Origin of the sequence: Neorhizobium sp. SHOUNA12A (assembly GCF_023006505.1) — a bacterium.
In the GTDB taxonomy this organism is placed as follows: Bacteria; Pseudomonadota; Alphaproteobacteria; order Rhizobiales; family Rhizobiaceae; genus Neorhizobium.
In genome coordinates this window covers 1-22738 of the sequence record NZ_JALBGV010000087.1, presented here as the reverse complement: position 1 = coordinate 22738, position 22738 = coordinate 1, and the positions used below count along the sequence as shown (strand labels likewise).

The window sequence follows — 22738 nt, the reverse complement described above, 5'->3', positions numbered from 1 at the left end:
CGAGCACCAGCGCCGCTGCGATCGGCAATCCAGCCACCGTCCAGCCGACGAAGGCGACGGCAGCCGCGGTCACGCATACGCCGCCGATCGCAAACACCAGCAGCGGCAGCCAGAACCGGCGGGCAATCCCGATCGGAAAATCGAACGCCGCATCGAGCAGCGCCGGCGCAATGAACAGCGCGAGCGCCGTTTCCGGGTCCAGCGAGATATAAGGCATGCCCGGCACCAGCGCGACCGCGGCACCCGCCAGCGCCAGCATCGACGGATAGGGCACGGAAAGCCGGCGCGAAATCTGCAGAAGCACGATCGCGACAAGCAGCAGGACGAGCAGGCTCTCGAAGAAGTTCATGCCACAATCTTAGAGGCCGTCGAAGCCTTTGTCAGCGGCAGGTCTGCGCAATTTTGTTCCAGAGATCCGCGCGACGCCGGCCCTGTGTTCGGGCCGATCGAAGCGATCGGCGCATAGCCCGGAAACGGAAGGGGCCCGGTCCAGCCAGGCCCCGGATTGTTCCGCATCAGGTTGTTCAGGCCGCCTTTTTGGCCCCGACGAATGCGATGGCCGCCAGGATGATGCTGGCAATCACGTTCCAGCCGGCAAACGAGAGGCCGAGCACGCGAAGGGCTGCCTGCGTGCAGGAGGGGCCGTGAACCGTGTTCAGGTCCGACAGCAGGCTGCCGGCATTGGTGGTGACGCCAGCCCCGCCGCCGCAGCTTGCCGGACCTTCCCAGAAGGCCCATTCGACGCCGGAGTGATAGACGCCCATGCCGGCGCCGACCAGCATCATCACGCCGATGACGACCAGCAGCGCGCGGGTGACCCAGGCGGGCAGGCCGATCATCGAGACGACGATCGCCAGAATGCCGACCGGAATGCCGTAATAATAGGGATTGCGCTGCAGAAGGCAGAGCGCGCAAGGGATATAGCCGCCGATATACTGGAAAGCCAGCGCCCCGCCGACCGTCGCCGCCATGCCGAGCGTCAGGACGATGGCATAGCCTATGCCGACGCGGGACCGGGGTGTGGAAGCTGTCAGCGCCATGCGCCTCTCCTAAAATGGTTTCGACCGGCAGGGGTGCCATGGCCTCACTTAGAGCAGATGCGGCGGCGCGGTAAGACAAATTATCTTGAATTGAAGACCGGGCTTTCCGGGGACAAGGCAACGGCCAGTGCCGGGACCATGGGATAAGGACCGCCGGAAGCCGCGGATGCCACAAATAGAACGCCGCCACCAGATGATTTGCATCCGCCGCAAATTGGCGATTGATGCCGGCAACATCCTGAGTTAAGAACCACCATCGGACGGAGACGAGTCATCGTCTTTCAGGTTAGCACCCGTAGCTCAGCTGGATAGAGTGTTGGATTCCGATTCCAAAGGTCACAGGTTCGAATCCTGTCGGGTGCGCCATTTTCCCCACGGTCCGTTCTGGACGCATGGGTTACAGGTTTATTCCTGAGACATAGGTAACACTTTTGAGCCGAAAGGGTTCGGCAGTGGTTCGAGCCTGCATGTCTCGTCATCGATATATCCCAGATCGTAATCCATGAAGCTGACGAGCCAGATACGGTCTTCGACCTGTTTGATTCCGACGGCCTGTCCGGCAAAGACCCGGCTAAGATTGATCTTCTTTCGCTTGTAGCAGATGCGGCCGCATGTCGTGACGGTCACGGTCTGGTCGTGGACCGGATAGTCGAGCTCCGGCAGGCCGCGATAGGGTCGTGGTGAAGCGTGGTAGCGCTCTGCCGGGCAAGCCATGTCAAGGGCTTGGTGCGGCCGCTCTCCGGTATGAACTGTCACCCTTCTCTCGGGAAGGACATGTTCAGCCCTTTGTTTGAAGGCTCGGCAACGGATACCCCATTCCCACACAAAAAGCGGAAAGCAGATCATAATTTTCATGGGTAACGCGCAGTCGGTTGAGCTGATCTCCGTCTCTTAAGACAACATACTGTTCGCCGTCCTTCCTCAGTTGAAATCTGACGCTTTCATGAACCCACTCACTAATAAGAACGCCTCGTTCTATTGATGGATTGATATTGACAGGCTGAGGAATGCGGAAGTTGATGCGGCTTTCATCGGTCATCCAGTTCCACAGCACTTGCAGATCAAGCGCTCGCCGGCTGTCCGCAGCGTTTACAAGCTCTTTATTGGTTTCGCCTGGGGGATACCATAGGGTGACTTGCATACCCTCTCTCACCAAGGCGTCAACCAACGGCTTGAAATCATTGTCACCAGTTAACAGCGCCGCCTGATGCATATTGCGGCGGAAGGTGTGGGTAAGCATATCGACCGCTATCATGACATCGACTTTTTTTTGCTCCAACCCACCCGGGCTTTTATTTTTTCGGCGATGCGCGTCCCCCTCGTAAACATGCACTCCGTCAACAGCCGCAGCTTGCTCCAATATCTCACGTTGCTCGGCAGTGCGTGCTAGATATATGGCCTCTTCTTCATTGCGCTCCCTAATCGGTAGAGCGTCATAATAAAAGACGCGACTATACCCCGATGCCACACGTTTTAAGTCAAACTCAAATTTGTATTCATTAAAGAAGCGCCTTGAAATGTTCGCCGTATAACCTCGCAGGGAAGCAGCATCGACAAACATATATGAAGTACCTGAGGGGCCGCTATAACCTGTACTGTAAAGCATGGCTAAAAACCTCTGCGGAAAATCGCTAGTGTATCTGGTCGCTATTACCTTAGCGCACCGTTCCATAAATTGGCTAGATCTTTAGAATAATCCGAGGCGGGAACAGCCGGAGGTTGCGGCATAGTTTTGTAGTATGTAATGGGAGGCGGAAAATATTTCGCTTAACGATTAAAGATATTTAAAGCATTCTTGTCGGCAGACGCGGATGCGCCACTTCTCCCATTTGATGCCGAGCTCATTCGTCACTTCAATCCAGTGCTCCGCGCGCGCGGTCCCTGCGCCGGAAAATCGGAACCAATTCAAAGCTTTTAAGAGATGTGGTGCCCCGTGCCGGAATCGAACCAGCACTCCTTTCGGAACCTGATTTTGAGTCAGGCGCGTCTACCAATTCCGCCAACGGGGCACTTGGGTAGCGGTATGCGCTCTATCACGGGCCCGCACCGGCATGCAAGGGTGAAGTGAGGTTGCAATCCCGCATGCCTCGCAGCTGCGAAATTGTCCCGGATCAAGGCCACTCGATGTCGTTTTTCCCGATCCTCGGCGGCAGATCGCCGTCTTTGGCGCCTCCCGGAACATGCGTGCCGCCTGGGCCTCCGGAGGCCGCCATGTCAGGTCCCCTCCCGTGTCCCCCTTGTATTTTAAGCATCCCGGATGTTAGCTGGTGCAGCAAAAATAGAAGCGCTGCCCATGAAACTGCCTGCCCACACCTCCTATGAAGACCTTTTTGACGATTTCGCCTGGGAGATCCCGCAGCGATTCAACATGGGGGAGGTGGTCAGCGATGCCTGGGCGAAAGAATTTCCGGAGCGCATCTGTCTCCAGCATTTCAGCCCGGATGGTGCTCATCGGGCGCTGACCTATGGCGAGCTGTCCGGGCGATCCGCCTCGCTTGCGAACGCCTTTGTCGCGCTTGGCCTCAAGCCTGGCGACCGCGTCGCACTTCTTCTGCCGCAAAGTTTCGAGACGGTGATTGCGCATGTGGCGATCTACAAGATGGGCGGCATCGCCCTGCCGCTGGCGCTTCTGTTCGGGGCCGAGGCGCTCGAATACCGGCTGAAGGCATCGGGTGCTGCGGCGATCGTCACCAATCCCTTCGGCCTGTCGCGGCTGGCAGCCTTAAGCGAAAAGCTGTCGGAGCTGCGGCATGTGATCGTCACCGGCGATACGCCATCCGGCGAAGGCCTGCTGGCGCTCGACGCGCTGATCGCCGCCCATCCCCCGCTGTTTAAGGTCGTCGACAGCGGGCCGAACGATCCTGCGCTGATGATCTTCACCTCCGGCACGACCGGCCCGCCGAAGGCGGCGCTGCACGGCCATCGGGTGCTGGCCGGCCATATTCCGGGTTTCCAGCTGGCGCATGAATTTGCGCCGCAGCAAGGGGACCGGATCTGGACGCCGTCGGACTGGGCCTGGGCGGGCGGCCTGCTCAACGTGCTGATGCCGGCGCTGATGCTCGGCATTCCGGTCGTCTCTTCGCCGGCCCAGAAATTCGACGCGGACATGGCTTTTCGCATCATGAGCGAGATGGATGTGCGCAACGCCTTCATTCCGCCGACGGCGCTGCGGCTCCTGAAATCCGTCGAAAACCCGCTCGAAAAATACGATCTCAAGCTGCGGACGATCGCGTCGGCCGGCGAGGCGCTCGGCCGCGAGACCTATGACTGGGCGAAGGCGGCGCTGGGGCTGACGGTCAACGAATTCTACGGCCAGACCGAATGTAATTTCGTGTTGTCCTCGGCTGCCAATCTCGGTGTGTCGCGCGGCGGAGCGATCGGACGGGCGGTGCCGGGCCATCATGTAGCGGTGGTCGACGGCAGGGGCATCGAGCTGCCGGCCGGCAAGATGGGGCAGATCGCCATCCGCAGACCCGATCCGGTGATGTTCCTCGGCTACTGGAACGACGAGGCCGCGACGGAAGCGAAGTTCGTCGGCGACTGGCTAATCACCGGCGATCTCGGACGAAAGGACCGCGACGGTTATGTGGAATTCGTCGGGCGGGACGACGACGTCATCACCTCCTCCGGTTACCGCATCGGGCCGAGCGAGATCGAGGACTGTCTGACAGGCCATCCGGCGGTGCGGCTGGCGGCCGTGGTCGGCAAGCCGGACCCGATCCGCACCGAGATCGTCAAGGCCTATATCGCGCTTGCACCCGGCTATCGCCCGAGCGACGAACTCGCCGCGGAAATCCGGGACTGGGTGAAGACGCGGCTGTCGATGCATGAATATCCGCGTGAGGTCGCCTTCGTCGACGACATCCCACTGACCACCAGTGGTAAAGTCATCCGCCGGCTGCTGCGCGACAAGGCAGCCGCCGAGTGATCGTTACGGCGTGATTATTCCGAACGGCCGGCGAGCGACATGATCTTCTCGCGCAGCATGCGGGCCATGTTGCGGGTGTTGCGGTAGAGGTGAAGCTGGGCTGCCACCTGGCGCACGTCGCGGTCGCCGTTCTGGCGCAGGCCGATCACCAGCGTCCCCATTTCCTCGCGCTCTTCCCAGAAACGGCTCATGATCGGATGGTCGGGAACCGCGCAACTGTCGGTGCGCACGATGTTGGCGTCGTCGAGATGCCATTCGGTCAGCTTCACCATCAAGAGCTTGCCGGGCGAGAACTGGGAAAAACTCTCGTCGTAGGCGGTTTTCCACGTATAGGCCTCGCCGGCCATGATGAAGACGATGAGCGAGGCGATCGCGCGGCCGTCGAAATCGATGGTGTGGATGCGGACCGCGTCGATTTCCGCCAGGTTGGTGATCGCTTCGCGGGCAAAGGCGGCGCGGTAGCGGTCGTTGATCAAGGCCGAGCGCTTGCGGCCCTTCCAGCCCTTGGCTTCGAGTGCCAGGAATTCCTCCATCCGCAACCGGATCTCTTCCGGCTGGCGGGCGACCGAATAGCTGAGCGAGCCCTTGTTGCCGAGATTGCGCCACAGGCGGCGCATTTCGCGGTAGTGGTGCGACGAGATCGAGTGCTTGAGATAGGCCTCGCCGTCGAGCAGGCTTTCGAGCATCGGTCGGAGATGGGGATCGGTAACGGCAACCGGCAGGTTGCGGCCGATCGCGACCGCCTTGGCGAGCTGCGCGAACGGCCCGGAGAGCCGAACGTCCGGCATAACGAGCACGGAGGGCAGGCGGGCTTCGCGCATGCTGAGCGCGTCGAAAAGGTTGTCGATCGTCTCGGCTGAATCTTCCGCGTCGACGAGCGGTGTGCCGACCGGCCCGAAGGGATTGGCCCAGGCGCGGATGATCGAGGCGCCGACGGAAAAGCCGGGCTTCTCGACAGTGAACGGCATCAGCAGCCGCATGCGGCTGCGCGCGCCGATCTCGTCGCGGATCAGCGCCAGGCGCACCTGCTTGTCCTCGACCCGCGGCATGGCGGGGGCGAGCAGCCGGGCCGAAAAGAAGATGTTCGGCTCGAGCGCGCGGTTGGAGAGGAATTCGAGTTCTTCCTGCAGGTCGTAACCGAAGGCGGCGGGATAGAGGCAGAGTTCGCGGCCGGGCCGGCCGACCTGGAGATGGGTATCGGCATCCGGCCGCTCGGCGCGGAACGCCTGGACCATGCTCATCCGGCCGCCGCCATTGCCCTCGAATTCGCTGCTGAATGGAGGTTGCGCCATGATCAGGAAGCCTTTGAAGGAGCAGAGGGCGTCGGATCGGCAAAGGCGAAGAGCACGATGCCGAGCGTGCGCCGGACGGCGATATGCAACAGGATCGCCTCGATCATCATCGCCGACGCCGTGGCCATGGCCGCACCCGTCAGGCCGAAGCGGGGGATCAGCGCGATATTGAGGCCGATGCTCGCCAAAAGCGTCACGCCGTAGAGCAGGACGCAGAGTTTCTGGCGGCCGGCCATGCTGAGCAGGACCTCGCCGGGCCCGACCATCGATTTGGCAAGGATACCGCAAAACAGGATCGCCATCAGCCAATAGCCGGCCGTAAACGCGCTGCCGAACAGCGACAGAAGCAGCTCGCCGGAAGCGAGCGCCATAAGGCCGACGGCAAGCGACGGCCAGAAACTCCAGCGCGCGGTCTGGCCGGCAAAGGCGGCCAGCGCCGTCATGTCCTCCTCGGCCATGATCGCGGAAAAGCGGGGGCCGGCGGCAGCCTTGATCGAGAAGTAGACGAATTGGACCAGCACGATCGTTTTTGCCGCGGCATAATAGATGCCGACCTGGTCCGGCGGCAGGTAAAGGCCGACAACGACGACATCCGCATTGGTCAGCAGGAAGCCGATGCCGTCGACAAGGAAGAGCGGCAGCGAATAGCGGAACCAGGCGCCCATCTCGAACTGCATCGGGCCAGGGCCGTAAAGCCGGCGCAGGCGCAGCGTCAGGCGCAGAAGCTGCGAGAGCGTCGTGACATAGGTTGCCGCAAGGGCTGCCTGCATGGCGGTGACGGCCGTGTGGTCGGCGCCGAACCAGAGTGCGGCCAGCATGAACACGAGGATCAGGGTCGGGCGGATCAGGTAGGTGGGGCTCAGCGCCGTCACCGTCCAACCGTTCGAGCGCGCGGTGCCGTCGAGCACGTCGCCGAGCGCGATCATCGGGATGGTGAAGAAGGCGAGCGACACCGGCACGAGGTAATAGGCCTCGACCGTGTGGCCGTAGACATGCAGGAACAGGAAACCGAGGCCGGCCACCGTGCTTGCAGAGATGAGCGCCACCAGGCGGACGGCGAGATTGAGCCCGCGCACCGTCGCCACCTCGTCGCGCGCCCTGTGCTGGTGCAGGAAACGGATGACGGAGGTGTGGAAGCCGAGGCAGGAGAGATTGCCGGCAAGCACGACCAGAACCCAGACGAAGGCGAATATGCCGTATTCGAACTCGCCCATCAGCCGGGCGAGCACGATCTGCGACACGAAGGCGATGGCAGCGCTTGCGACGCGGATCACGAAAGCGGTCAGCGCGCGGCGCTGGGCGCGGGCCGTCTCGTCGTCATCGGTCAGGATCGATTGGAGCTTGCGCGTCAGCGGTGCCAGCCGGGTCCTCAGACCAGGCGGAAGCAATCTTTCCGCTGTTTCGATAACCGCCATGATGGGCACGCAATACTCGTAACGACGACGGGAACAATGGGCAAAAGTGTTGCCACAGCAGGGTTAAGAAAGGGTTCGCCCAGACGTTAAAGGATTGACGGTCGCGCGGGTCCCGCGGCGGAAACGACAACGCCGCCCGGGGAGGGGCGGCGTTGAAAGGACAGGGTTTTCGCAGAAAAATCAGGCCTGTTCGAAGGCGCCGTGGCAATGCTTGTATTTCTTGCCGGATCCGCAGGGGCAGGCCTCGTTGCGGCCGATCTTGCCCCAGGTGGAGGGATCTTCCGGACGGCGGTCCGCCGGTGCGGCGATGAAGTTCTCGCTGTCGAAGCCGGTGACCTGGTTGAGGCCGGTCGTCGGATCGACATGCTGTTCGTCGTAGATCGCCGGCGGCTGCGGCGGCTCGGGGTTCTGCACCAGCTCGACGCGCATCAGCTGGGCGGTGACCGCCTCGCGCAGGTTGGCAAGCAGCGCCTGGAACAGCTCGAAGGCTTCCGCCTTGTATTCCTGCAGCGGATCGCGCTGGGCGTAGCCGCGGAAACCGATGACCGAGCGCAGGTGGTCGAGATTGACGATATGCTCGCGCCACAGGTGGTCGAGCGTCTGGAGCAGCACGGAACGCTCCACGTAGGTCATGATATCGGCGCCGAAACGCTCCTTGCGCTCGGCCGCTGCCTTGTCGGCAGCCTCGGTGATGCGTTCGCGGATATCGGTCTCGCCGATGCCGTCTTCCTTGACCCAGTCTTCGATCGGCAGGTCGAGGTTCAGCATCCGGCCGACGTCTTCGCGAAGGCCCGCGGCATTCCACTGTTCGGCATAGGCGCGTTCGGGAATGTGCTTGGCGACCAGAACCTCGATCACCTCGCTGCGCATGTCCTCGACGGTCTCGGATACGTCTTCCGAATCCATCATCTCGATGCGCTGTTCGAAGATCACCTTGCGCTGGTCGTTGGTGACGTCGTCGTATTTCAGAAGGTTCTTGCGGATGTCGAAGTTGCGGGCTTCGACCTTCTTCTGGGCGCGTTCGAGCGCCTTGTTGATCCACGGATGGACGATCGCCTCGCCTTCCTTGAGGCCGAGCTTCTGCAGCATGCTGTCCATCCGGTCGGAGCCGAAGATGCGCATCAGGTCGTCCTGGAGGGACAGGTAGAATTTCGAACGGCCCGGGTCGCCCTGACGGCCGGAGCGGCCGCGCAGCTGGTTGTCGATGCGGCGGCTTTCGTGGCGCTCGGTGGCGATCACGTAGAGGCCGCCGGCGGCAAGCGCCTTCTCCTTGAGCTGTTTGACCTCTTCGCGGCTTGCCGCTTCCAGTGCATCGCGCTCCGGACCCGGCTCCATACCTTCGAGTTCGCGTTCGAGGCGCATGTCGATATTGCCGCCGAGCTGGATGTCGGTACCGCGGCCGGCCATGTTGGTGGCGATCGTGACGGCGCCCGGCACACCGGCCTGCGACACGATATAGGCTTCCTGCTCGTGGTAACGGGCGTTCAGGACCTGGAAATTATTGAAGCCCGACTGGCGCAGCATAGTCGCCAGCAGTTCGGATTTTTCGATCGACGTGGTGCCGACCAGGACCGGCTGGCCGCGTTCATGGGCCTGTTTGATCTCTTCGATGATCGCCTTGAACTTCTCGTCGAAGGTCCGGTAGACCTCGTCGTCCTCGTCGATACGCTGGATCGGCAGGTTGGTCGGCACTTCGACCACTTCGAGCTTGTAGATGTTGCCAAACTCTTCCGCTTCCGTCTGCGCCGTACCGGTCATGCCGGCGAGCTTTCCGTACATGCGGAAATAGTTCTGGAAGGTGATCGAGGAGAGCGTCTGGTTCTCCGGCTGGATCTGCACCTTTTCCTTGGCTTCGAGCGCCTGGTGCTGGCCTTCCGAATAACGGCGGCCGGGCATCATGCGGCCCGTGAATTCGTCGATGATGACGATCTCGTCGTTGCGGACGATATAGTCCTTGTCGCGGGTGAAGAGCTTGTGGGCCTTCAGCGCGTTGTTGATGTGGTGGACGATTGCGACGTTCTCGACGTCGTAGAGGGATTCGCCCTTCAGCAGGCCCGCCTGACGCAGCAGGTTCTCGAGCTTTTCGGTGCCGACCTCGGAGAAGTTGGCAGAGCGCTGCTTTTCGTCGATCTCGTAGTCATCAGGCGTCAGTGCGGGGATGAAGGCGTCGATCGTGTTATAGAGTTCCGAACGGTCGTCGAGCGGGCCGGAGATGATCAGCGGCGTGCGCGCCTCGTCGACCAGGATCGAGTCCACTTCGTCGACGATCGCGTAATTGTGGCCGCGCTGGACCATCTGGCTACGCTCGTACTTCATGTTATCGCGCAGATAATCGAAGCCCAGTTCGTTATTGGTGGCGTAGGTGATGTCGCAGGCATAATTGGCGTGGCGCTCTTCGTCGCTGAGGCCATGGACGATGACGCCCGTGGTCAAGCCCAGGAAGCCGTAGAGCTTGCCCATCGTATGGGCGTCGCGCTGGGCGAGGTAGTCGTTGACGGTGACCACATGGACGCCCTTGCCGGCGAGCGCGTTCAGGTAGACCGCCAGCGTCGCCACCAGCGTCTTGCCTTCGCCGGTCTTCATCTCGGCAATCGCGCCGTCGTGAAGGATCATGCCGCCGGTCAGCTGCACGTCGAACGGGCGCATGCCGAGCACCCGGCGGGAAGCCTCGCGCACGACCGCAAAGGCCGGAACCAGGATGTCGTCGAGCGTCTTGCCCTCGGAGAGCAGTTTCCTGAACTCGACCGTCTGGGCCGCAAGCTGTTCGTCGGAGAGAGCCTTGGTCTTCTCCTCGATAGCATTGATGGCGTCGACAGTCGGCTGGTAGCCGCGCACGCGACGATCGTTTGCCGAACCGAACAATTTGCGGGCGATGCCGCCAAGGCTGACCATACGAATGGTCCTTTCTGAAATCTGTCCCATGGGGGCGCGGGACCGGTCGAACCATCGGTTTCTGATACCGATAAAATGACCTGTCACGCCCGGAAACTCTGCTGGACGCGAAGTTGCGTGACAGATAAGAGGGGGGTCGAATGATGTCAACGGTGGCGGCCGATACAGAATGGCCACAATCCGGTGTTTGTGAAGGTTTTCTGGCTGGAATCAGACGTTCTGAAACCGGTATCCTTAATCGAAAGGTCTTTATCGATGTTGCGCCACAAGTTTCTCATGACGGCCGCGCTGGCCGCCGCGATCCTCTGCCAGGCTCCCGCCTTTGCGGCGGAGGATCCGGTCGTTGCCAAGGTCGGCGACCTCGAAATTCACCAGTCGGAACTGGAGATTGCGGTCCAGAACCTGGATCCGCAGCTCGCCCAGCTTCCGGACGAACAGAAGAAGGTCGCAGCCCTTTCCGGCGCCATCGACGTCAAGCTGCTCGCCAAGGGCGCTCTCGCCGAAGGCATCAAGGACACCCCGGACTTCAAGAAGCGGATGGATTATATCGCCGACCGCGAGCTGCATAACGCCTATTTCCGCAAGCATGTGATCGACGCCACCACCCCGGCGGAGGTCAAGGCCCGTTACGACAAGGAAATCGCTTCCCTGCCGAAGCAGGAAGAGGTGCATGCCCGCCACATCCTCGTAAAGACCGAGGACGAGGCCAAGGCGATCATCGCCGATCTCGACAAGGGCAAGGATTTTGCCGCGATCGCCAAGGAAAAGTCCCAGGATTCCAACAAGGATGAAGGCGGCGATCTCGGCTGGTTCGGCCGCGGCCGCATGGTTCCGGAATTCGAGGAAGTCGCTTTCGCGCTGAAGAAGGGCGAATATTCCAAGACGCCGGTCAAGTCGCAGTTCGGCTATCACGTCATCAAGCTGGAAGACACGCGCGATGCTCCGGCACCGGCTTTCGACCAGGTCGAGGACCAGGTCAAGCAGCTGGTGATGCGCGACAAGTATGTGGCTCTGATCACCAAGGCCAAGAGCGAGCAGAAGATCGACATCAAGGATGCGGCCCTCAAGAAGGGATATGAAGACGTCAGTAAGATGCAGGACGGCGACGTCCCGGTGCAGCAGTAATCATTTGACGACGGGCCCGGATCTTCCGGGCCCTTTTCCTATTTGAGCCAGGTAATTATCCGATGTCCGATTCCGTTTCGCCGCTCGCTCCGAAATCCTATCCCGACATGCCGGCGATCCGCGGCGTGCGGATGGCGACTGCCGCCGCCGGGATCAAGTACAAGAACCGCACCGACGTGCTGCTGATGGTGTTCGACAAGCCCGCGACCGTCGCCGGCGTCTTCACCCGCTCCAAGTGCCCCTCGGCACCGGTCGATTTCTGCCGCGCCAATCTGTCGCACGGGGTGGCGCGCGCCGTGGTCGTCAATTCCGGCAATGCCAACGCCTTTACCGGCGTCAGGGGCAAGGCTGCGACTGAAGTCACCGCTAAGTCGGCCTCCGAGGCGGTCGGCTGCGGCAAGAACGAGGTCTATCTCGCTTCGACCGGCGTGATCGGCGAACCGCTCGACGCAACGAAATTCGCAGGCGTGCTCGGCGACATGAACAGCGGCGCCACCGGCGACTTCTGGCTGGAAGCGGCACGAGCAATCATGACCACCGACACCTATCCGAAGGTCGCGACCCGCACCGCCGATATCGGCGGCGTCAAGGTGACGATCAACGGCATTTCCAAGGGCGCCGGCATGATCGCCCCCGACATGGCGACCATGCTGTCCTTCGTGGCGACCGATGCCGACATCGCGTCGCCGGCACTGCAGAGCCTGCTGTCCGCCGGCGTCGGCCCAAGCTTCAACTCGGTCACCGTCGACAGTGATACTTCGACCTCCGATACGCTGATGCTGTTTGCCACCGGTGCCGCCGCCGAAGATGGCCAGGTCCGTGTCGAGACCGCCGACGATCCGCGTCTCGCAAGCTTCCGCGCCGCGCTCAATGACCTGCTCAAGGATTTGGCCCTGCAGGTCGTTCGCGACGGCGAAGGTGCGCGCAAGATGGTCGAGATCACCGTCACCGGCGCTGAAAGCGATGCCGCGGCAAAGGTGATCGCGCTGTCGATCGCCAACTCGCCGCTGGTCAAGACCGCGATCGCCGGCGAAGACGCCAATTGGGGCCGTATCGTCATGGCCGTCGGCAAGTCGGGCGAAATGGCCGACCGCGACCGGCTGGCGATCTGGTTCGGCGACGTGCGCGTCGCCGTCGACGGTGAGCGCGATCCGGCCTATTCCGAAGCAGCGACCACCGCCGTCATGAAAGAACAGGACATTCCGGTGAAGGTCGATATCGGTCTCGGCAGCGGCCGTGCGACCGTCTGGACCTGCGACCTCACCAAGGAATATGTTGCCATCAACGGCGACTACCGGAGCTGACAGGAATTGAACGAAGCATCATCTCCTCAGAACGATCTGCCATTGGTCCGGCGGCTCGAAGCCGTCGGCTTTCGAGCCTGGCCGGCGGCTTCCGTCGTTTATGACGGCAGCTGGCAGGTGCGGCTGACCGGCGGTCATCCTTCCAAGCGCTTGAACTGCATCGTGCCGCTCGACCCGTCCGATCACCGCGACATGGCGATGCGGCTCGAGAAGGCGCGCAAGCGGTTCGAGGACTATGGCCGGCAGCTGGTCGTCCGGGAGACGCCGCTTGCTCCTCCGAAGCTCATCGACCACCTCAATGCCGCCGGCTGGCGGGCGTTCGAGACCGTCGACGTCCTGACCGTCAGCCTCACCGAACTGGAACTGCCGGACACGCTCGATCACCTGCCGAGCCACGATATCGGCCGGTTCTGCGACGCGAGCCTGGCGATCGATAACGAAGATCCGGCGCTGAAGCCGGCGCTTGCCGAGATCCTGAGTTCGATCAAGCCGACCTCCGGCTTCTTCATCAAGGAGAATCCGCAGGAAGGAGCCGCGGCCGTAGCGCTCTGCGTCCAGGACAACGATCTGGCTGGCATCATCTCTTTTGCCGTCGCCAAGGCGCACCGGCGCGAGGGTCTCGGCACCGAGATCCTGTCCTCGGCGCTGCGCTGGGCCCGCATCAGCGGTGCACGGTCGGCCTGGCTGCAGGTGGTCTCGACCAACGAACCGGCGCTGGCGCTATATCGGAAGTTCGGCTTCCGCAAGGCCTACGAATACCGCTATTGGCGGCAGGAAAGCCGGGCATGAGCGACAACCCCCGCAAGATCCTGCTCGTCGCCGCCTGCGCGCTGATCGATACCGACGGCCGCATCCTTCTGGCGCAACGGCCGGAAGGCAAGTCGCTGGCCGGCCTCTGGGAGTTTCCCGGCGGCAAGGTCGAGCCGGGTGAAACACCGGAGGAGACGCTGGTGCGCGAGCTCGAGGAAGAGCTCGGCATCCAGACCAAAATCCCCTGCCTTGCGCCGCTCACCTTCGCCAGCCACACCTACGAGACCTTCCACCTGCTGATGCCGCTCTACATCTGCCGTCGCTTCGAAGGCATTCCGACGGGGCGGGAAGGGCAGGCGATCAAATGGGTGCGGCCGAACGCGCTGCGGGACTACCCAATGCCGCCGGCCGACGAGCCGTTGATCCCGATCCTGCAGGATCTCCTCTGATCGATAAAATTAGAGCCGCCGAATTCATACGGCGTTAAGGGATCGTTTAGCCGATTGTGGCACCTTCAAGGCTTATCCGGTAACGCGTTGATGAGGCTTTAGAAGGCATGGACGAGGAATTCTGGAAAACTGTGCGGGTCCGTCAGCGGACGACGCATGGCTCCGGCAAAACCGGCGCGCTGAATATCGCACTCCTGTTCGGGACGGCCGCGATCGCTCTTTCGCTGATCGTGACGCCGATGCTCGCCAGCCGCAATGACGAGCGCCGTCTGGCGCATGTCCAGGAAGATTTCGACCTGATCAGCACGGGCTCCATCAAGCCCGGCGAAAAGGGAGCAAGACATTATACGATCCGGCGCAGCGTATTGCAGGAAACGCCCGGTTCGGTCTGCATCGTACAAGGCTATGGCATCGGCAGCGACTGCTGACGCCGGGACTTTGAGGCCGGACTCCCATTTGATCCAAAGGTCAGTTCATGCGCCTTTTCAGGTTCCTTCTGAATAATAACAGCGGCGCGACGGCCGTGGAATACGGCCTCATCGTTTCCATTCTGGCGGTGACGCTGTTTATCGCGCTCGGCAGTTACTACGACCTGATGAACAACATGTTCGGCGGGATCGCCACGACCTACGAAAACGCCACCCGCTAAAGCTTCTATTCCGTTTCCTTGCGCAAGGCGTCGGCCAGCCGCATCTTGGCGGAGCCCGGCTTCAACGGTTTTTGCTGGCTTTCGTGCGGTGCCCAGCCGGATGCGTAGATGATCGAGAATGTCGCGCGGATGCGGCCGTCCGGATCGGAATAACGCTCTGCATAAAGTTCTGCAGCTCTCACGAAGAAACGCCTCGTCACCGGCACGCGACTGCGTCCCGCGAGCGGATTGGTCATGCCCATGGCCCGCAGATCCCGCATCAGCGGGAACAGCGAGTCGTAACGCACCGTGTAGGTCTCGGCATCGACGACCGGCAGCGAGAAGCCCGCCCGCTGCAGCAGAGCACCGACATCGCGCACATCGGCAAATGGAATGACGCGCGGGCTTGCCCCGCCGGTCAGTTCGGCCTCGGCGGACAGAAGGACGTCCCGCATTTCCTGCAGCGTGCCCGAGCCTGGGATCGCCGCCAGGAAAAGCCCGTCCGGCTTCAGTGCTCGGCGAATGCGGATCAGCGTGCCGGGCGTATCATTGACCAGATGCAGCGACAGTGGCGACAGGACCAGGTTGACGGAATCCGGTTCGAGCGGCACGTCCTCCAATGGAGCGGCCGTGAAGGCATCTCCGGGCTTTGCAAAGGTCTCGTCGGTTTCGATCCGGCGGATGGTGCCAATCTTGCCGGTGGCAAGCGCTTCGCGGGCGGCGATGCCGGTTCCGCCATGGAGTTCGACCGCCGTCTCGAAGCGGCGCTCGACGACCGCCAACCGGTCTGCAAGCTCGCGGCCGGCGATATCCAGAAGAAAGGCGGCGTTGTTGTCCTGAGTGGTTATCGCCCGTCTGCGGCGGGCACTCACCAGCTGTTCGTCGAAGAGAATTTCCATGGTCGTCCACTCGTATTCTGCCGTCGCAAAGGCGCGTTCCATCCGCTATTGTCAAGTCATGTCCGCCGAGCCGAACGTCAATGCCCTGCGACTTTTAACATCGTTCGCCGCGGGGTGGACGAGATGGATCGGCGATTTCGTTTATCCGCCGATCTGTCCCGGCTGCGGGGTGCGGACCGGCGCGCATCAGGGCTTCTGCCCCTCCTGCTGGCGGGAAATCCGTTTCATCGAACGGCCCTATTGCGAGAAGCTCGGCCTGCCGTTTTCCTATGATCCGGGGCCAGGCATTCTGTCGGCGCAGGCGATTGCGGAACCACCCGTCTTCGACCGTTTGCGCTCGACGGCAATCTTCGAGGGCGCCGCCCGCGACCTCGTCCATTCGCTGAAATACCGCGACCGCACCGACCTTGCGGGGATGATGGCCGGCTGGATGCTGCGCGCCTCCGATGGTTACGTGGAAAACTGTGACGCCATCCTGCCGGTGCCGCTGCATCGGTCGCGGTTCGCCTCGCGCAAATTCAACCAGGCGGCGGAGCTCGCACGGCATCTGTCGCAGAAATCCGGCCGGCCGTTCCTGCCGTCTACCCTCATTCGCGTCAAGCGTACCAACCGGCAGGTGGGGCTTACGGCGCGGGCCCGCGAGGACAATGTGCGGGCGGCCTTTGCGGTCGCGCCGCGCCATGAGGACCGCGTCTTCGGCAAGCGGCTGGTGCTGGTCGACGACGTCTACACCACCGGCGCGACGGTTTCTTCGGCCACGCGTGCCTTGCGGAAAGCCGGCGCTGCGGAGGTCACTGTTTTGACCTTTGCAATGGCTGTCGGCGGGCCTATATGACAGAAGAAAACACTATTGCGCGCGGCCTTTCCCCGCCTAGTCGCGCCCGGAGACGATCATGGCAGAGGTCACTATCTATACCCGCGAATATTGCGGTTACTGCGCGCGCGCAAAAGCTTTGCTGGATACAAAGGGCGTCGCCTATACCGAGCATGACGCCACCTATTCGCAGGAACTGCGCCAGGAAATGATCGGCAAGGCGAACGGCCGCTCGACCTTCCCGCAGATCTTCATCGACGGCACACATGTCGGCGGCTGCGACGATCTGCACGCACTCGACCGGGCCGGCAAGCTGGACCCGATTCTGGCGAACTGAGAGGTTTCTTCCATGGCTTTCAAGGCTGCCGCCATCCAGATGTGCTCCGGCGTCGATCCGGAAAAGAATGCCGCCGACATGGCGCGGCTGGTGCGTGAAGCCGCGGCGCACGGGGCGACCTATATCCAGACCCCGGAGATGACCGGTTTCCTACAGCGGGACCGCAAGGCCATGCGCGCGGTGCTGCGCGACGAGGCGGGCGATATCATTGTTTCGACCGCCCGCAGCTTGGCGAGCGAACTCGGCATTCACCTGCATATCGGCTCGACGGCGATCGCCGTCGACGGCGGCAAGATCGCCAACCGCGCCTTCCTGTTTGCGCCGAGCGGCCGGCAGATCTGCACCTATGACAAGATCCATATGTTCGATGTCGATTTGGACAATGGCGAGAGCTGGCGCGAAAGCTCGGCCTATGAGCCGGGAAGCGAAGCGCGGGTCGCCGGCCTGCCGTTCGCCAAGCTCGGTTTCGCGATCTGCTACGACGTGCGTTTCCCGCAGCTTTTCCGCACCGAAGCCTTGGCCGGCGCCGAGATCCTGACCGTGCCGGCCGCCTTCACCCGCCAGACCGGCGAGGCCCATTGGGAAATCCTGCTGCGTGCCCGGGCGATCGAGAACGGTGCCTTCGTGATCGCCGCCGCTCAAGGGGGCGTGCATGAAGACGGCCGCGAGACATTTGGCCATTCGATGATCGTCGACCCCTGGGGCAAGGTGCTGGCGTCTGCCGGCGGCACCGGCGAAGGCGTCGTGCTCGCCGACATCGATATTGCCGCAGTCGCCGCAGCCCGGGGAAAGATCCCCAACCTCAAGAACGCCCGCGAGTTCTCGCTCGATGCGGTTCCCGACGCGGCGGGAGAGGTGGCCGCTTGATCAAGTATTCCCTCTCCTGCGACAATGCCCACGCGTTCGAAGGCTGGTTTTCGGAAAGCGCCGATTTCGATCGGCAGGTCGCGAGCGGCTTCCTGACCTGTCCGGTCTGCAATTCCGCTGCGATCTCCAAGACGCTGATGGCGCCCTCCGTTTCGACCGCCCGCAGGCAAGAAGAGAAGCAGGAGATGGTGATGGACCTGGCACGCCGCGAGGCGATCGCCAAGCTCAAGGAAGCGGTGGCGGCGATCAAGGCCAATGCCGAGGACGTCGGCGAGAAGTTTCCCGAGGAAGCCCGCAAGATCCACTACGGCGAGGCCGATGCCCGCGGCATCATCGGCCAGGCAAGCCTCGGCGAGGTGCGCGACCTCCTCGACGAGGGCATCGAGATCGCGCCTCTGCCGGTCATTCCCGAAGACGCGAACTGAATGAACGGGACGGCTGGTCATCTAAATTTCGGCCTGTTCGGCGCTCTTCATAAAGGCGCTGAGGTCGAAGGAGTTCGATTTCGCGAGCCTCCAGTCTTCAGGCCAGCGAACCCGAAAGTCTTTCATTCATTTCAAAGAACCCTACGGACCGAACGGCGAAAGGATCGTCATCGACCGAGCCCGAGTGCGCGAACTTTCCGCGCGCAATACGGAGAATTAGACCGACCTGCTTGCGCATGTGCTGCCAGTGAGAGTGTAGCCGAGCGGGAGGCGGCGGGGATGATCAATCGTCGGGGAAGAGGATGCTCTCGTAGTCCTGGGCGCCGTGAAGAATCCTCAAAACGACCAACTCCGCATCCAAAATCTCGTAAAAGATGAGGTAACTCCCATGCGACCGACGGCGGATATGGGCGGCGCTGCTATGCGGCACCTTGGAGAAAGCGAGCGGCATTTTCGCCAGCTGGAGGCACTTGCTCTCCAGTTCCGTGACGAAGGTATCGGCGCGAACGGGATTTGACGGAAAGATATAGTCGCCGATCCTGACGAGATCCTCGATGGCTTCCCGCGACAGGGTGACTTTCATCACCGCCCGCTTTTGGTGATGCCCAACCTTCTACGGACTTCCGCGAATGCTTCGTCGATCGGCACCACTCGGCCGGCCCGCACATCGTCGAGCCCCTTCTGCAATTCCGCGTCAAGCTGCTGGCGTGCGCGTTCGCGCTCTTGGCGCTGGCGCAAGACCGTCTCGATATACTCGCTGGTCGACGCAAACGATCCGCGTTCGACCTCGTTGCGAACGAAATCCTGGATGTCCGGCTCCAGCGTCACGGTGATTTTCACGGCCTCGCCCATCGGGTCTCTCCAAAAGGAAGCTTTGCGAAGCTTATCACAGCAACGGCAGGCCTTGGAAGTTGTCTCACGCCGGCCGCTTGGCCAGCATCATGTAGTTGACGTCCATGTCCGGCGACAGGTTCCAGCGGTCCTGCAGCGGGTTGAAGAAGACGCCGGTGCGGTGGATGATGTCCATGCCGGCCGAGGAGATCGGCCTTTCGAGCTCTTCCGGGCGGACCAGCTTTTCGTACTGATGGGTGCCGCGGGGCAGCCAGCGCAGGATGTTTTCGGCAGCGAAGATCGCAAGCGCGCCCGCCTTGAAGGTGCGGTTGATGGTGGCGACGAACATCAGGCCGCCGGGGCGGACCATGTTGGCGCAGGTCGTCATGAAGAAATTGACGTCCGCGACATGCTCGACCACTTCCATGTTCAGCACGACGTCGAATGTCTCGCCGGCTTCGGCGAGCTGCTCGGCGGTGACGGCACGGTAATCGACCGAGGTGCCGGTCTCGGCGGCATGGGTGGAGGCGATGCCGATATTCTTTTCCGACGGGTCGGCGCCGACCACGGTTGCGCCCATGCGGGCGATCGGCTCGGAGAGCAGGCCGCCGCCGCAGCCGATATCGAGGATGCGCAGGCCGGAAAGCGGAAGGTGGCTCTTGCCGTCGCGGCCGAAGTTTTCACAGATGCGGTCGCGGAGATAGGCGAGCCGCACGGGGTTGAACTTGTGGAGGGGCTTGAACTTGCCGGTCGGGTCCCACCACTCGGCGGCCATCGCGGAAAACCGGTCGACTTCGCTCTGGTCGATCGTCGTGCGGGCGGCTTCGGTCATGGCTCTACTCCTTGTTCCGCTGTTGAAGTCGGATGCAGCGGATGAGAAGTCAAGAGATGTTTCTTGGCGCGCCGCCTTGCCGCAACCAAGATGCAGGCGCGGAGCACGTCGAGGTTCGGTTCATCGATCGCTATCTGCTGAAGCTTCTGCAAGGTCTGTTTGAAGAGTTCATAATGTTGCGGTTCGCGATTGGCGATGCAAAGCGGAAGGTCGGCGCAGGCCTTGCCGCTCAGGCCGATTTCCTGCTGGGCACGGACTTTCCAGATCTGATGCGCCGATGGCAGCATCGGGCCGCTGCAGACACGCCGGCGGCGGCAGGCGCGCAAATGGCAGAAGCCGCTGTCCAGAAAGCAGATCGACGCCGTGGCGCGGCATAATTCCTCGTGCTGTTCGGCGCGAAGCTTTTCGTAATCGCTAAGATCTGGCTTATCCATGTTCTTCCTTGCCCAATCTCAAGGCGTACTCATCCCTTGGTGCTTTTGCGGTTTTCAGGTCGGCCGGGACACGTCGGGTGCCTCGAATGGAAATTTTAATAATGACACGCGACGTGTCCCGTTCGGTCTGTTTTTCCGCGCAACTCCGGTCCCTCTGCGGCGGTATGGTCTTGCGTCCTTGCGGAATGCCATACCGGGTTGTGTGCGACACACGCACGCCCCGCCTCAGAGCGAGAGGAGGACCATTTTCTGCGCAGCCCCTGGCAATCCGCCTGCATGACGGCGGATCATCAAGGCACCGGTCCCGTTCGCCGGTTATGCGGGCCGGTGTAGCCGAAACGGGACGGGCAGATTGTAGGCATGAGACCATAAGGCGGGGATGCGAGGGGATGAGATTTCGTCTATGTCTTTGAAGATCTGGCAGGCACAGATCGCGGTTATCCTCTCTGGAGGGGAGGGGTGGCGCACCGGGAGGAGGGCAAGATGGCGATCACGGTTGAGCGATTGAAGGAACTGCTTGCCTTCGAAGAGGTCTCCCTGACGCTGGCGGACAGTTCCGCGGAAAACCGCGACGGCTATATTCTCGAAAGGTTGCGGTTTCGGTTGAACGACGGCGCGGAAGTGCGTGGCTTCCTGACCCGGCCGAGCGAAGGCTTCCTCACCCGCGGCCCGGCGATCCTCTATGCCCATGCACACGGCGCTCGCTGGGATATCGGCGCATCGGAACTGGTCGACGGCCGGCCGGCTCTACTCGACGCCCCGGGGCCGGTTCTGGCGCGCGAAGGTTATGTGGCGCTTTGCATCGACATGCCGACGTTTGGCGAGCGGGCCGGGGTGACGGAGGATGCCGCGACCAAGGCGGCGCTCTGGCACGGCAAAACATTGTTCGGACAGATGCTGTCCGAACAAGCGGCGGCGCTGACCTGGCTCATCGGCCGCCCGGAGGTCGATCCGCAAAGGATCGGCATCTCGGGGCTGTCGATGGGGGCGACGCTCGCCTATTTCCTGGCGGCGATCGATCCGAGGGTGAAGGCGACGGCGCATCTGTGTTGTTATGCGGATTTCGCGACGCTGGTCAAAATCGGCGCCCATGATCTGCACGGCCATTACCTGACCGTGCCGGGGCTGCTCAACGAGACCTCTATCGGCGAAATTGCCGGGCTGGTGGCGCCGCGGTCGCAGCTGATCTGCGTCGGCTGGGACGATCCGCTGACACCGCCTGACGCGGTGGAGCGCGCCTTTGCCGAGACGGAAGCCGCCTATCTGAGGGCCCGGGCGCTCGGTGCGCTGGTGTTTCTGCCGCAAGCGGGCGTCGGTCACCGCGAGACGGCGGAGATGCGGCGGGCAACGTTGGCCTTTTTCAGCGGCTATCTCTAGAGGGAGACGCGCAGGTCAAAAGCGGTCGTAGCGGCTGCGTCTTGCTCGATCTACCTTGATCGCTCGCATCTGCTGGTCGAGCGTATTGTACGCTGCCTGCATGATGTCGAGATCCTTCATGGCGCCGATCGCGGCAATCTCCTTCATCAGCTCGCCAATTGCGGTATCGATGGCGGGGGCAGGCCTGGCGGCAGCAGTGGCCGCGGCAGTTGCAAGCCCTTCGGCAGAACCGCCAAGAACGTAAAAAAGTTCTATCGCGGCCACGAGACAGGCCTGGCTGCGTTGCTCCCGGTCGAAGCTGAAATTTTCACCCGCGCTTGCCGTTACCAGTGCGACAGCTCTGTTCTGATACTCGCCCATGATCTTTCCCAATGATGACGCTTTGCCCCAGGGGCATATTAGCGTTCAACTTCTTATCATCGGGTTATCAGCTTATCCTAATGAACCGCCGCAAGGCGCGGTTCACGTCCCCTTCACCCTCAACCCATTCCGGTCGAACAGGTGCAGCGGTGCGCCGGCGACGGAGAAATAGGCTTCGTCGCCCGGCGAAATGGGCTTCTGGCCGGAAACCACCGCAAGCAGCTTTTCGCCGTTCAGATCCGCATGGATGACCGTCTCGGAACCGAGCGCCTCGACGAGGCGCACCTTGACCGCGAGACTGCCGGGGTCGCCGGCAAGCGTGATGTGCTGCGGGCGGATGCCGATCGTCAGCTTGTCGCCGACGGAAAGCGAATGGCCCGAGAACGGCACGAGAAGGCGGTGGCCGCCGGATGTCGTAAGCGTTGCGGTGCCGGTCTGCAACTCGGTGACTTCGCCGGCCAGGAAATTCATGTGCGGCGCGCCGATGAAGCCGGCGACGAAGCGGTTGGCGGGCGTGTTGTAGAGGTCGAGCGGCGTGCCGACCTGTTCGATCTTGCCGGCGCGCATGACGACGATGCGGTGGGCAAGGGTCATCGCCTCCACCTGGTCGTGGGTGACGTAGATCATCGTCGAACCGAGGCGGGCGTGGAGGGCGGCGAGTTCGGCGCGGGTCGAGACGCGCAACTCGGCGTCGAGGTTCGACAGCGGCTCGTCGAGCAGGAACGCGGTCGGGCGGCGC

At 62.2% G+C, this 22738-nt stretch carries 24 protein-coding genes, 2 tRNA genes and 2 pseudogenes; 14 read left to right on the top strand and 14 right to left on the bottom strand.

Features of this window, described 5'->3' with window-relative positions; genetic code table 11:
• Positions 1-349 (bottom strand): annotated as a pseudogene (locus tag MOV63_RS26875) (cation:proton antiporter); the annotation flags it as partial.
• 175 nt (positions 350-524) lie between these two features.
• Entirely contained in the window at positions 525-1040 is a 516-nt protein-coding gene (locus MOV63_RS26870) for a disulfide bond formation protein B (protein ID WP_247038478.1), read from the bottom strand.
• A 289-nt stretch (positions 1041-1329) separates the two neighbouring features.
• On the opposite strand from MOV63_RS26870, the gene MOV63_RS26865 reads away from it, so the two are divergent.
• Positions 1330-1406: transfer RNA gene (locus MOV63_RS26865), tRNA-Arg, on the top strand.
• Between the two features lie 39 nt (positions 1407-1445).
• Here MOV63_RS26865 and MOV63_RS26860 read toward each other — a convergent pair.
• The 3 genes and pseudogenes from MOV63_RS26860 to MOV63_RS26850 form a co-directional block, all read right to left on the bottom strand.
• Positions 1446-1778, bottom strand: a pseudogene (locus MOV63_RS26860) (integrase); the annotation flags it as partial.
• A gap of 40 nt (positions 1779-1818) precedes the next feature.
• On the bottom strand, positions 1819-2646 hold the full coding sequence (locus MOV63_RS26855) for an NYN domain-containing protein (RefSeq protein WP_247038476.1): 828 nt from the start codon (positions 2644-2646) through the stop codon (positions 1819-1821).
• Between the two features lie 318 nt (positions 2647-2964).
• A tRNA-Leu gene (locus MOV63_RS26850) sits at positions 2965-3049 on the bottom strand.
• A gap of 284 nt (positions 3050-3333) precedes the next feature.
• Here MOV63_RS26850 and MOV63_RS26845 point away from each other — a divergent pair.
• Positions 3334-4968, top strand: a complete 1635-nt coding sequence (locus MOV63_RS26845) for an AMP-binding protein (protein WP_247038474.1) — start codon at positions 3334-3336, stop codon at positions 4966-4968.
• 14 nt (positions 4969-4982) lie between these two features.
• Here the strand turns inward: MOV63_RS26845 and MOV63_RS26840 are convergent, their stop codons facing one another.
• From MOV63_RS26840 to secA, 3 genes are all read right to left on the bottom strand, one after another.
• Positions 4983-6209, bottom strand: a complete 1227-nt coding sequence (locus tag MOV63_RS26840) for a GNAT family N-acetyltransferase (protein WP_247038484.1) — start codon at positions 6207-6209, stop codon at positions 4983-4985.
• Positions 6210-6262: 53 nt separating this feature from the next.
• Positions 6263-7684, bottom strand: a complete 1422-nt coding sequence (locus tag MOV63_RS26835) for a lipopolysaccharide biosynthesis protein (protein WP_293407813.1) — start codon at positions 7682-7684, stop codon at positions 6263-6265.
• Positions 7685-7855: 171 nt separating this feature from the next.
• A complete protein-coding gene (gene secA / locus MOV63_RS26830) occupies positions 7856-10567 on the bottom strand; it encodes a preprotein translocase subunit SecA (RefSeq protein WP_038540192.1) in 2712 nt (903 codons plus the stop codon).
• 255 nt (positions 10568-10822) lie between these two features.
• On the opposite strand from secA, the gene MOV63_RS26825 reads away from it, so the two are divergent.
• The 6 genes from MOV63_RS26825 to MOV63_RS26800 all read left to right on the top strand — a co-directional run bounded on the left by MOV63_RS26825 (position 10823) and on the right by MOV63_RS26800 (position 14844).
• The gene (locus MOV63_RS26825; RefSeq protein WP_051899649.1) at positions 10823-11692 is read left to right on the top strand and encodes a peptidylprolyl isomerase; all 870 of its coding nucleotides are present in this window, start codon (positions 10823-10825) and stop codon (positions 11690-11692) included.
• 62 nt (positions 11693-11754) lie between these two features.
• Positions 11755-12996 (top strand): bifunctional glutamate N-acetyltransferase/amino-acid acetyltransferase ArgJ, encoded by a 1242-nt coding sequence (argJ, locus tag MOV63_RS26820; protein WP_247038470.1) that lies wholly within the window; start codon positions 11755-11757, stop codon positions 12994-12996.
• Between the two features lie 6 nt (positions 12997-13002).
• Entirely contained in the window at positions 13003-13785 is a 783-nt protein-coding gene (locus MOV63_RS26815) for an N-acetyltransferase (protein ID WP_247038468.1), read from the top strand.
• Positions 13782-14195, top strand: coding sequence for an 8-oxo-dGTP diphosphatase MutT (gene mutT, locus MOV63_RS26810; RefSeq protein ID WP_038584067.1), 414 nt, complete (start codon positions 13782-13784; stop codon positions 14193-14195). Before MOV63_RS26815 ends, mutT begins: the two co-directional genes overlap by 4 nt.
• Positions 14196-14302: 107 nt before the next feature.
• The gene (locus MOV63_RS26805) at positions 14303-14623 is read left to right on the top strand and encodes a hypothetical protein (protein WP_038584069.1); all 321 of its coding nucleotides are present in this window, start codon (positions 14303-14305) and stop codon (positions 14621-14623) included.
• A gap of 47 nt (positions 14624-14670) precedes the next feature.
• A complete protein-coding gene (locus tag MOV63_RS26800) occupies positions 14671-14844 on the top strand; it encodes a Flp family type IVb pilin (RefSeq protein ID WP_247038466.1) in 174 nt (57 codons plus the stop codon).
• A gap of 5 nt (positions 14845-14849) precedes the next feature.
• On the opposite strand, the gene MOV63_RS26795 is transcribed toward MOV63_RS26800, so the two are convergent.
• Complete coding sequence (locus MOV63_RS26795) at positions 14850-15722, bottom strand: class I SAM-dependent methyltransferase (protein WP_247038464.1); 873 nt, start codon at positions 15720-15722, stop codon at positions 14850-14852.
• A 58-nt stretch (positions 15723-15780) separates the two neighbouring features.
• On the opposite strand from MOV63_RS26795, the gene MOV63_RS26790 reads away from it, so the two are divergent.
• Genes MOV63_RS26790 through MOV63_RS26775 form a run of 4 tightly spaced genes read left to right on the top strand, consistent with a single transcriptional unit; the run spans position 15781 to position 18165 of the window.
• Positions 15781-16557, top strand: a complete 777-nt coding sequence (locus MOV63_RS26790; RefSeq protein ID WP_405029388.1) for a ComF family protein — start codon at positions 15781-15783, stop codon at positions 16555-16557.
• 58 nt (positions 16558-16615) lie between these two features.
• Positions 16616-16873 (top strand): glutaredoxin 3, encoded by a 258-nt coding sequence (grxC, locus tag MOV63_RS26785; protein WP_038548767.1) that lies wholly within the window; start codon positions 16616-16618, stop codon positions 16871-16873.
• Positions 16874-16885: 12 nt separating this feature from the next.
• A complete protein-coding gene (locus MOV63_RS26780) occupies positions 16886-17740 on the top strand; it encodes a carbon-nitrogen hydrolase family protein (RefSeq protein WP_038540211.1) in 855 nt (284 codons plus the stop codon).
• On the top strand, positions 17737-18165 hold the full coding sequence (locus tag MOV63_RS26775; RefSeq protein WP_247038460.1) for a DUF1178 family protein: 429 nt from the start codon (positions 17737-17739) through the stop codon (positions 18163-18165). Before MOV63_RS26780 ends, MOV63_RS26775 begins: the two co-directional genes overlap by 4 nt.
• Positions 18166-18448: 283 nt before the next feature.
• Here the strand turns inward: MOV63_RS26775 and MOV63_RS26770 are convergent, their stop codons facing one another.
• The 3 genes from MOV63_RS26770 to ubiG form a co-directional block, all read right to left on the bottom strand.
• Positions 18449-18748, bottom strand: a complete 300-nt coding sequence (locus MOV63_RS26770; RefSeq protein WP_247038482.1) for a type II toxin-antitoxin system RelE/ParE family toxin — start codon at positions 18746-18748, stop codon at positions 18449-18451.
• Positions 18748-19017, bottom strand: coding sequence for a type II toxin-antitoxin system ParD family antitoxin (locus tag MOV63_RS26765; RefSeq protein WP_038540221.1), 270 nt, complete (start codon positions 19015-19017; stop codon positions 18748-18750). The genes MOV63_RS26770 and MOV63_RS26765 overlap by 1 nt, the downstream gene beginning before the upstream one ends.
• A 64-nt stretch (positions 19018-19081) precedes the next feature.
• On the bottom strand, positions 19082-19828 hold the full coding sequence (gene ubiG / locus MOV63_RS26760) for a bifunctional 2-polyprenyl-6-hydroxyphenol methylase/3-demethylubiquinol 3-O-methyltransferase UbiG (protein WP_038540224.1): 747 nt from the start codon (positions 19826-19828) through the stop codon (positions 19082-19084).
• Positions 19829-19869: 41 nt separating this feature from the next.
• Between ubiG and MOV63_RS26755 the strand changes: the two genes are divergently transcribed.
• Together MOV63_RS26755 and MOV63_RS26750 are read left to right on the top strand one after the other, a co-directional pair.
• Positions 19870-20205 carry a hypothetical protein gene (locus MOV63_RS26755; protein WP_247038458.1) on the top strand — a complete coding sequence of 112 codons (336 nt, stop codon included), beginning with the start codon at positions 19870-19872 and terminating at the stop codon, positions 20203-20205.
• 540 nt (positions 20206-20745) lie between these two features.
• Complete coding sequence (locus MOV63_RS26750) at positions 20746-21639, top strand: S9 family peptidase (protein WP_247038456.1); 894 nt, start codon at positions 20746-20748, stop codon at positions 21637-21639.
• Positions 21640-21654: 15 nt separating this feature from the next.
• Here MOV63_RS26750 and MOV63_RS26745 read toward each other — a convergent pair whose 3' ends face one another.
• Both MOV63_RS26745 and MOV63_RS26740 read right to left on the bottom strand, forming a co-directional pair.
• A complete protein-coding gene (locus MOV63_RS26745; RefSeq protein WP_247038454.1) occupies positions 21655-21999 on the bottom strand; it encodes a hypothetical protein in 345 nt (114 codons plus the stop codon).
• A 102-nt stretch (positions 22000-22101) separates the two neighbouring features.
• On the bottom strand, positions 22102-22738 hold a 637-nt coding region (locus MOV63_RS26740; protein WP_247038452.1), incomplete at its 5' end, for an ABC transporter ATP-binding protein.

Bases quoted from the DNA above. Each gene is read 5' to 3' on its own strand.
- MOV63_RS26870 (WP_247038478.1), bottom strand. From the start codon at position 1,040: ATGGCGCTGACAGCTTCCACACCCCGGTCCCGCGTCGGCATAGGCTAT.
- MOV63_RS26855 (WP_247038476.1), bottom strand. From the start codon at position 2,646: ATGCTTTACAGTACAGGTTATAGCGGCCCCTCAGGTACTTCATATATG.
- MOV63_RS26845 (WP_247038474.1), top strand. From the start codon at position 3,334: ATGAAACTGCCTGCCCACACCTCCTATGAAGACCTTTTTGACGATTTC.
- MOV63_RS26840 (WP_247038484.1), bottom strand. From the start codon at position 6,209: ATGAGCATGGTCCAGGCGTTCCGCGCCGAGCGGCCGGATGCCGATACC.
- secA (WP_038540192.1), bottom strand. From the start codon at position 10,567: ATGGTCAGCCTTGGCGGCATCGCCCGCAAATTGTTCGGTTCGGCAAAC.
- MOV63_RS26825 (WP_051899649.1), top strand. From the start codon at position 10,823: ATGTTGCGCCACAAGTTTCTCATGACGGCCGCGCTGGCCGCCGCGATC.
- argJ (WP_247038470.1), top strand. From the start codon at position 11,755: ATGTCCGATTCCGTTTCGCCGCTCGCTCCGAAATCCTATCCCGACATG.
- mutT (WP_038584067.1), top strand. From the start codon at position 13,782: ATGAGCGACAACCCCCGCAAGATCCTGCTCGTCGCCGCCTGCGCGCTG.
- MOV63_RS26805 (WP_038584069.1), top strand. From the start codon at position 14,303: ATGGACGAGGAATTCTGGAAAACTGTGCGGGTCCGTCAGCGGACGACG.
- MOV63_RS26800 (WP_247038466.1), top strand. From the start codon at position 14,671: ATGCGCCTTTTCAGGTTCCTTCTGAATAATAACAGCGGCGCGACGGCC.
- MOV63_RS26795 (WP_247038464.1), bottom strand. From the start codon at position 15,722: ATGGAAATTCTCTTCGACGAACAGCTGGTGAGTGCCCGCCGCAGACGG.
- MOV63_RS26790 (WP_405029388.1), top strand. From the start codon at position 15,781: ATGTCCGCCGAGCCGAACGTCAATGCCCTGCGACTTTTAACATCGTTC.
- grxC (WP_038548767.1), top strand. From the start codon at position 16,616: ATGGCAGAGGTCACTATCTATACCCGCGAATATTGCGGTTACTGCGCG.
- MOV63_RS26780 (WP_038540211.1), top strand. From the start codon at position 16,886: ATGGCTTTCAAGGCTGCCGCCATCCAGATGTGCTCCGGCGTCGATCCG.
- MOV63_RS26770 (WP_247038482.1), bottom strand. From the start codon at position 18,748: ATGAAAGTCACCCTGTCGCGGGAAGCCATCGAGGATCTCGTCAGGATC.
- MOV63_RS26765 (WP_038540221.1), bottom strand. From the start codon at position 19,017: ATGGGCGAGGCCGTGAAAATCACCGTGACGCTGGAGCCGGACATCCAG.
- ubiG (WP_038540224.1), bottom strand. From the start codon at position 19,828: ATGACCGAAGCCGCCCGCACGACGATCGACCAGAGCGAAGTCGACCGG.
- MOV63_RS26755 (WP_247038458.1), top strand. From the start codon at position 19,870: ATGAGAAGTCAAGAGATGTTTCTTGGCGCGCCGCCTTGCCGCAACCAA.
- MOV63_RS26750 (WP_247038456.1), top strand. From the start codon at position 20,746: ATGGCGATCACGGTTGAGCGATTGAAGGAACTGCTTGCCTTCGAAGAG.
- MOV63_RS26745 (WP_247038454.1), bottom strand. From the start codon at position 21,999: ATGGGCGAGTATCAGAACAGAGCTGTCGCACTGGTAACGGCAAGCGCG.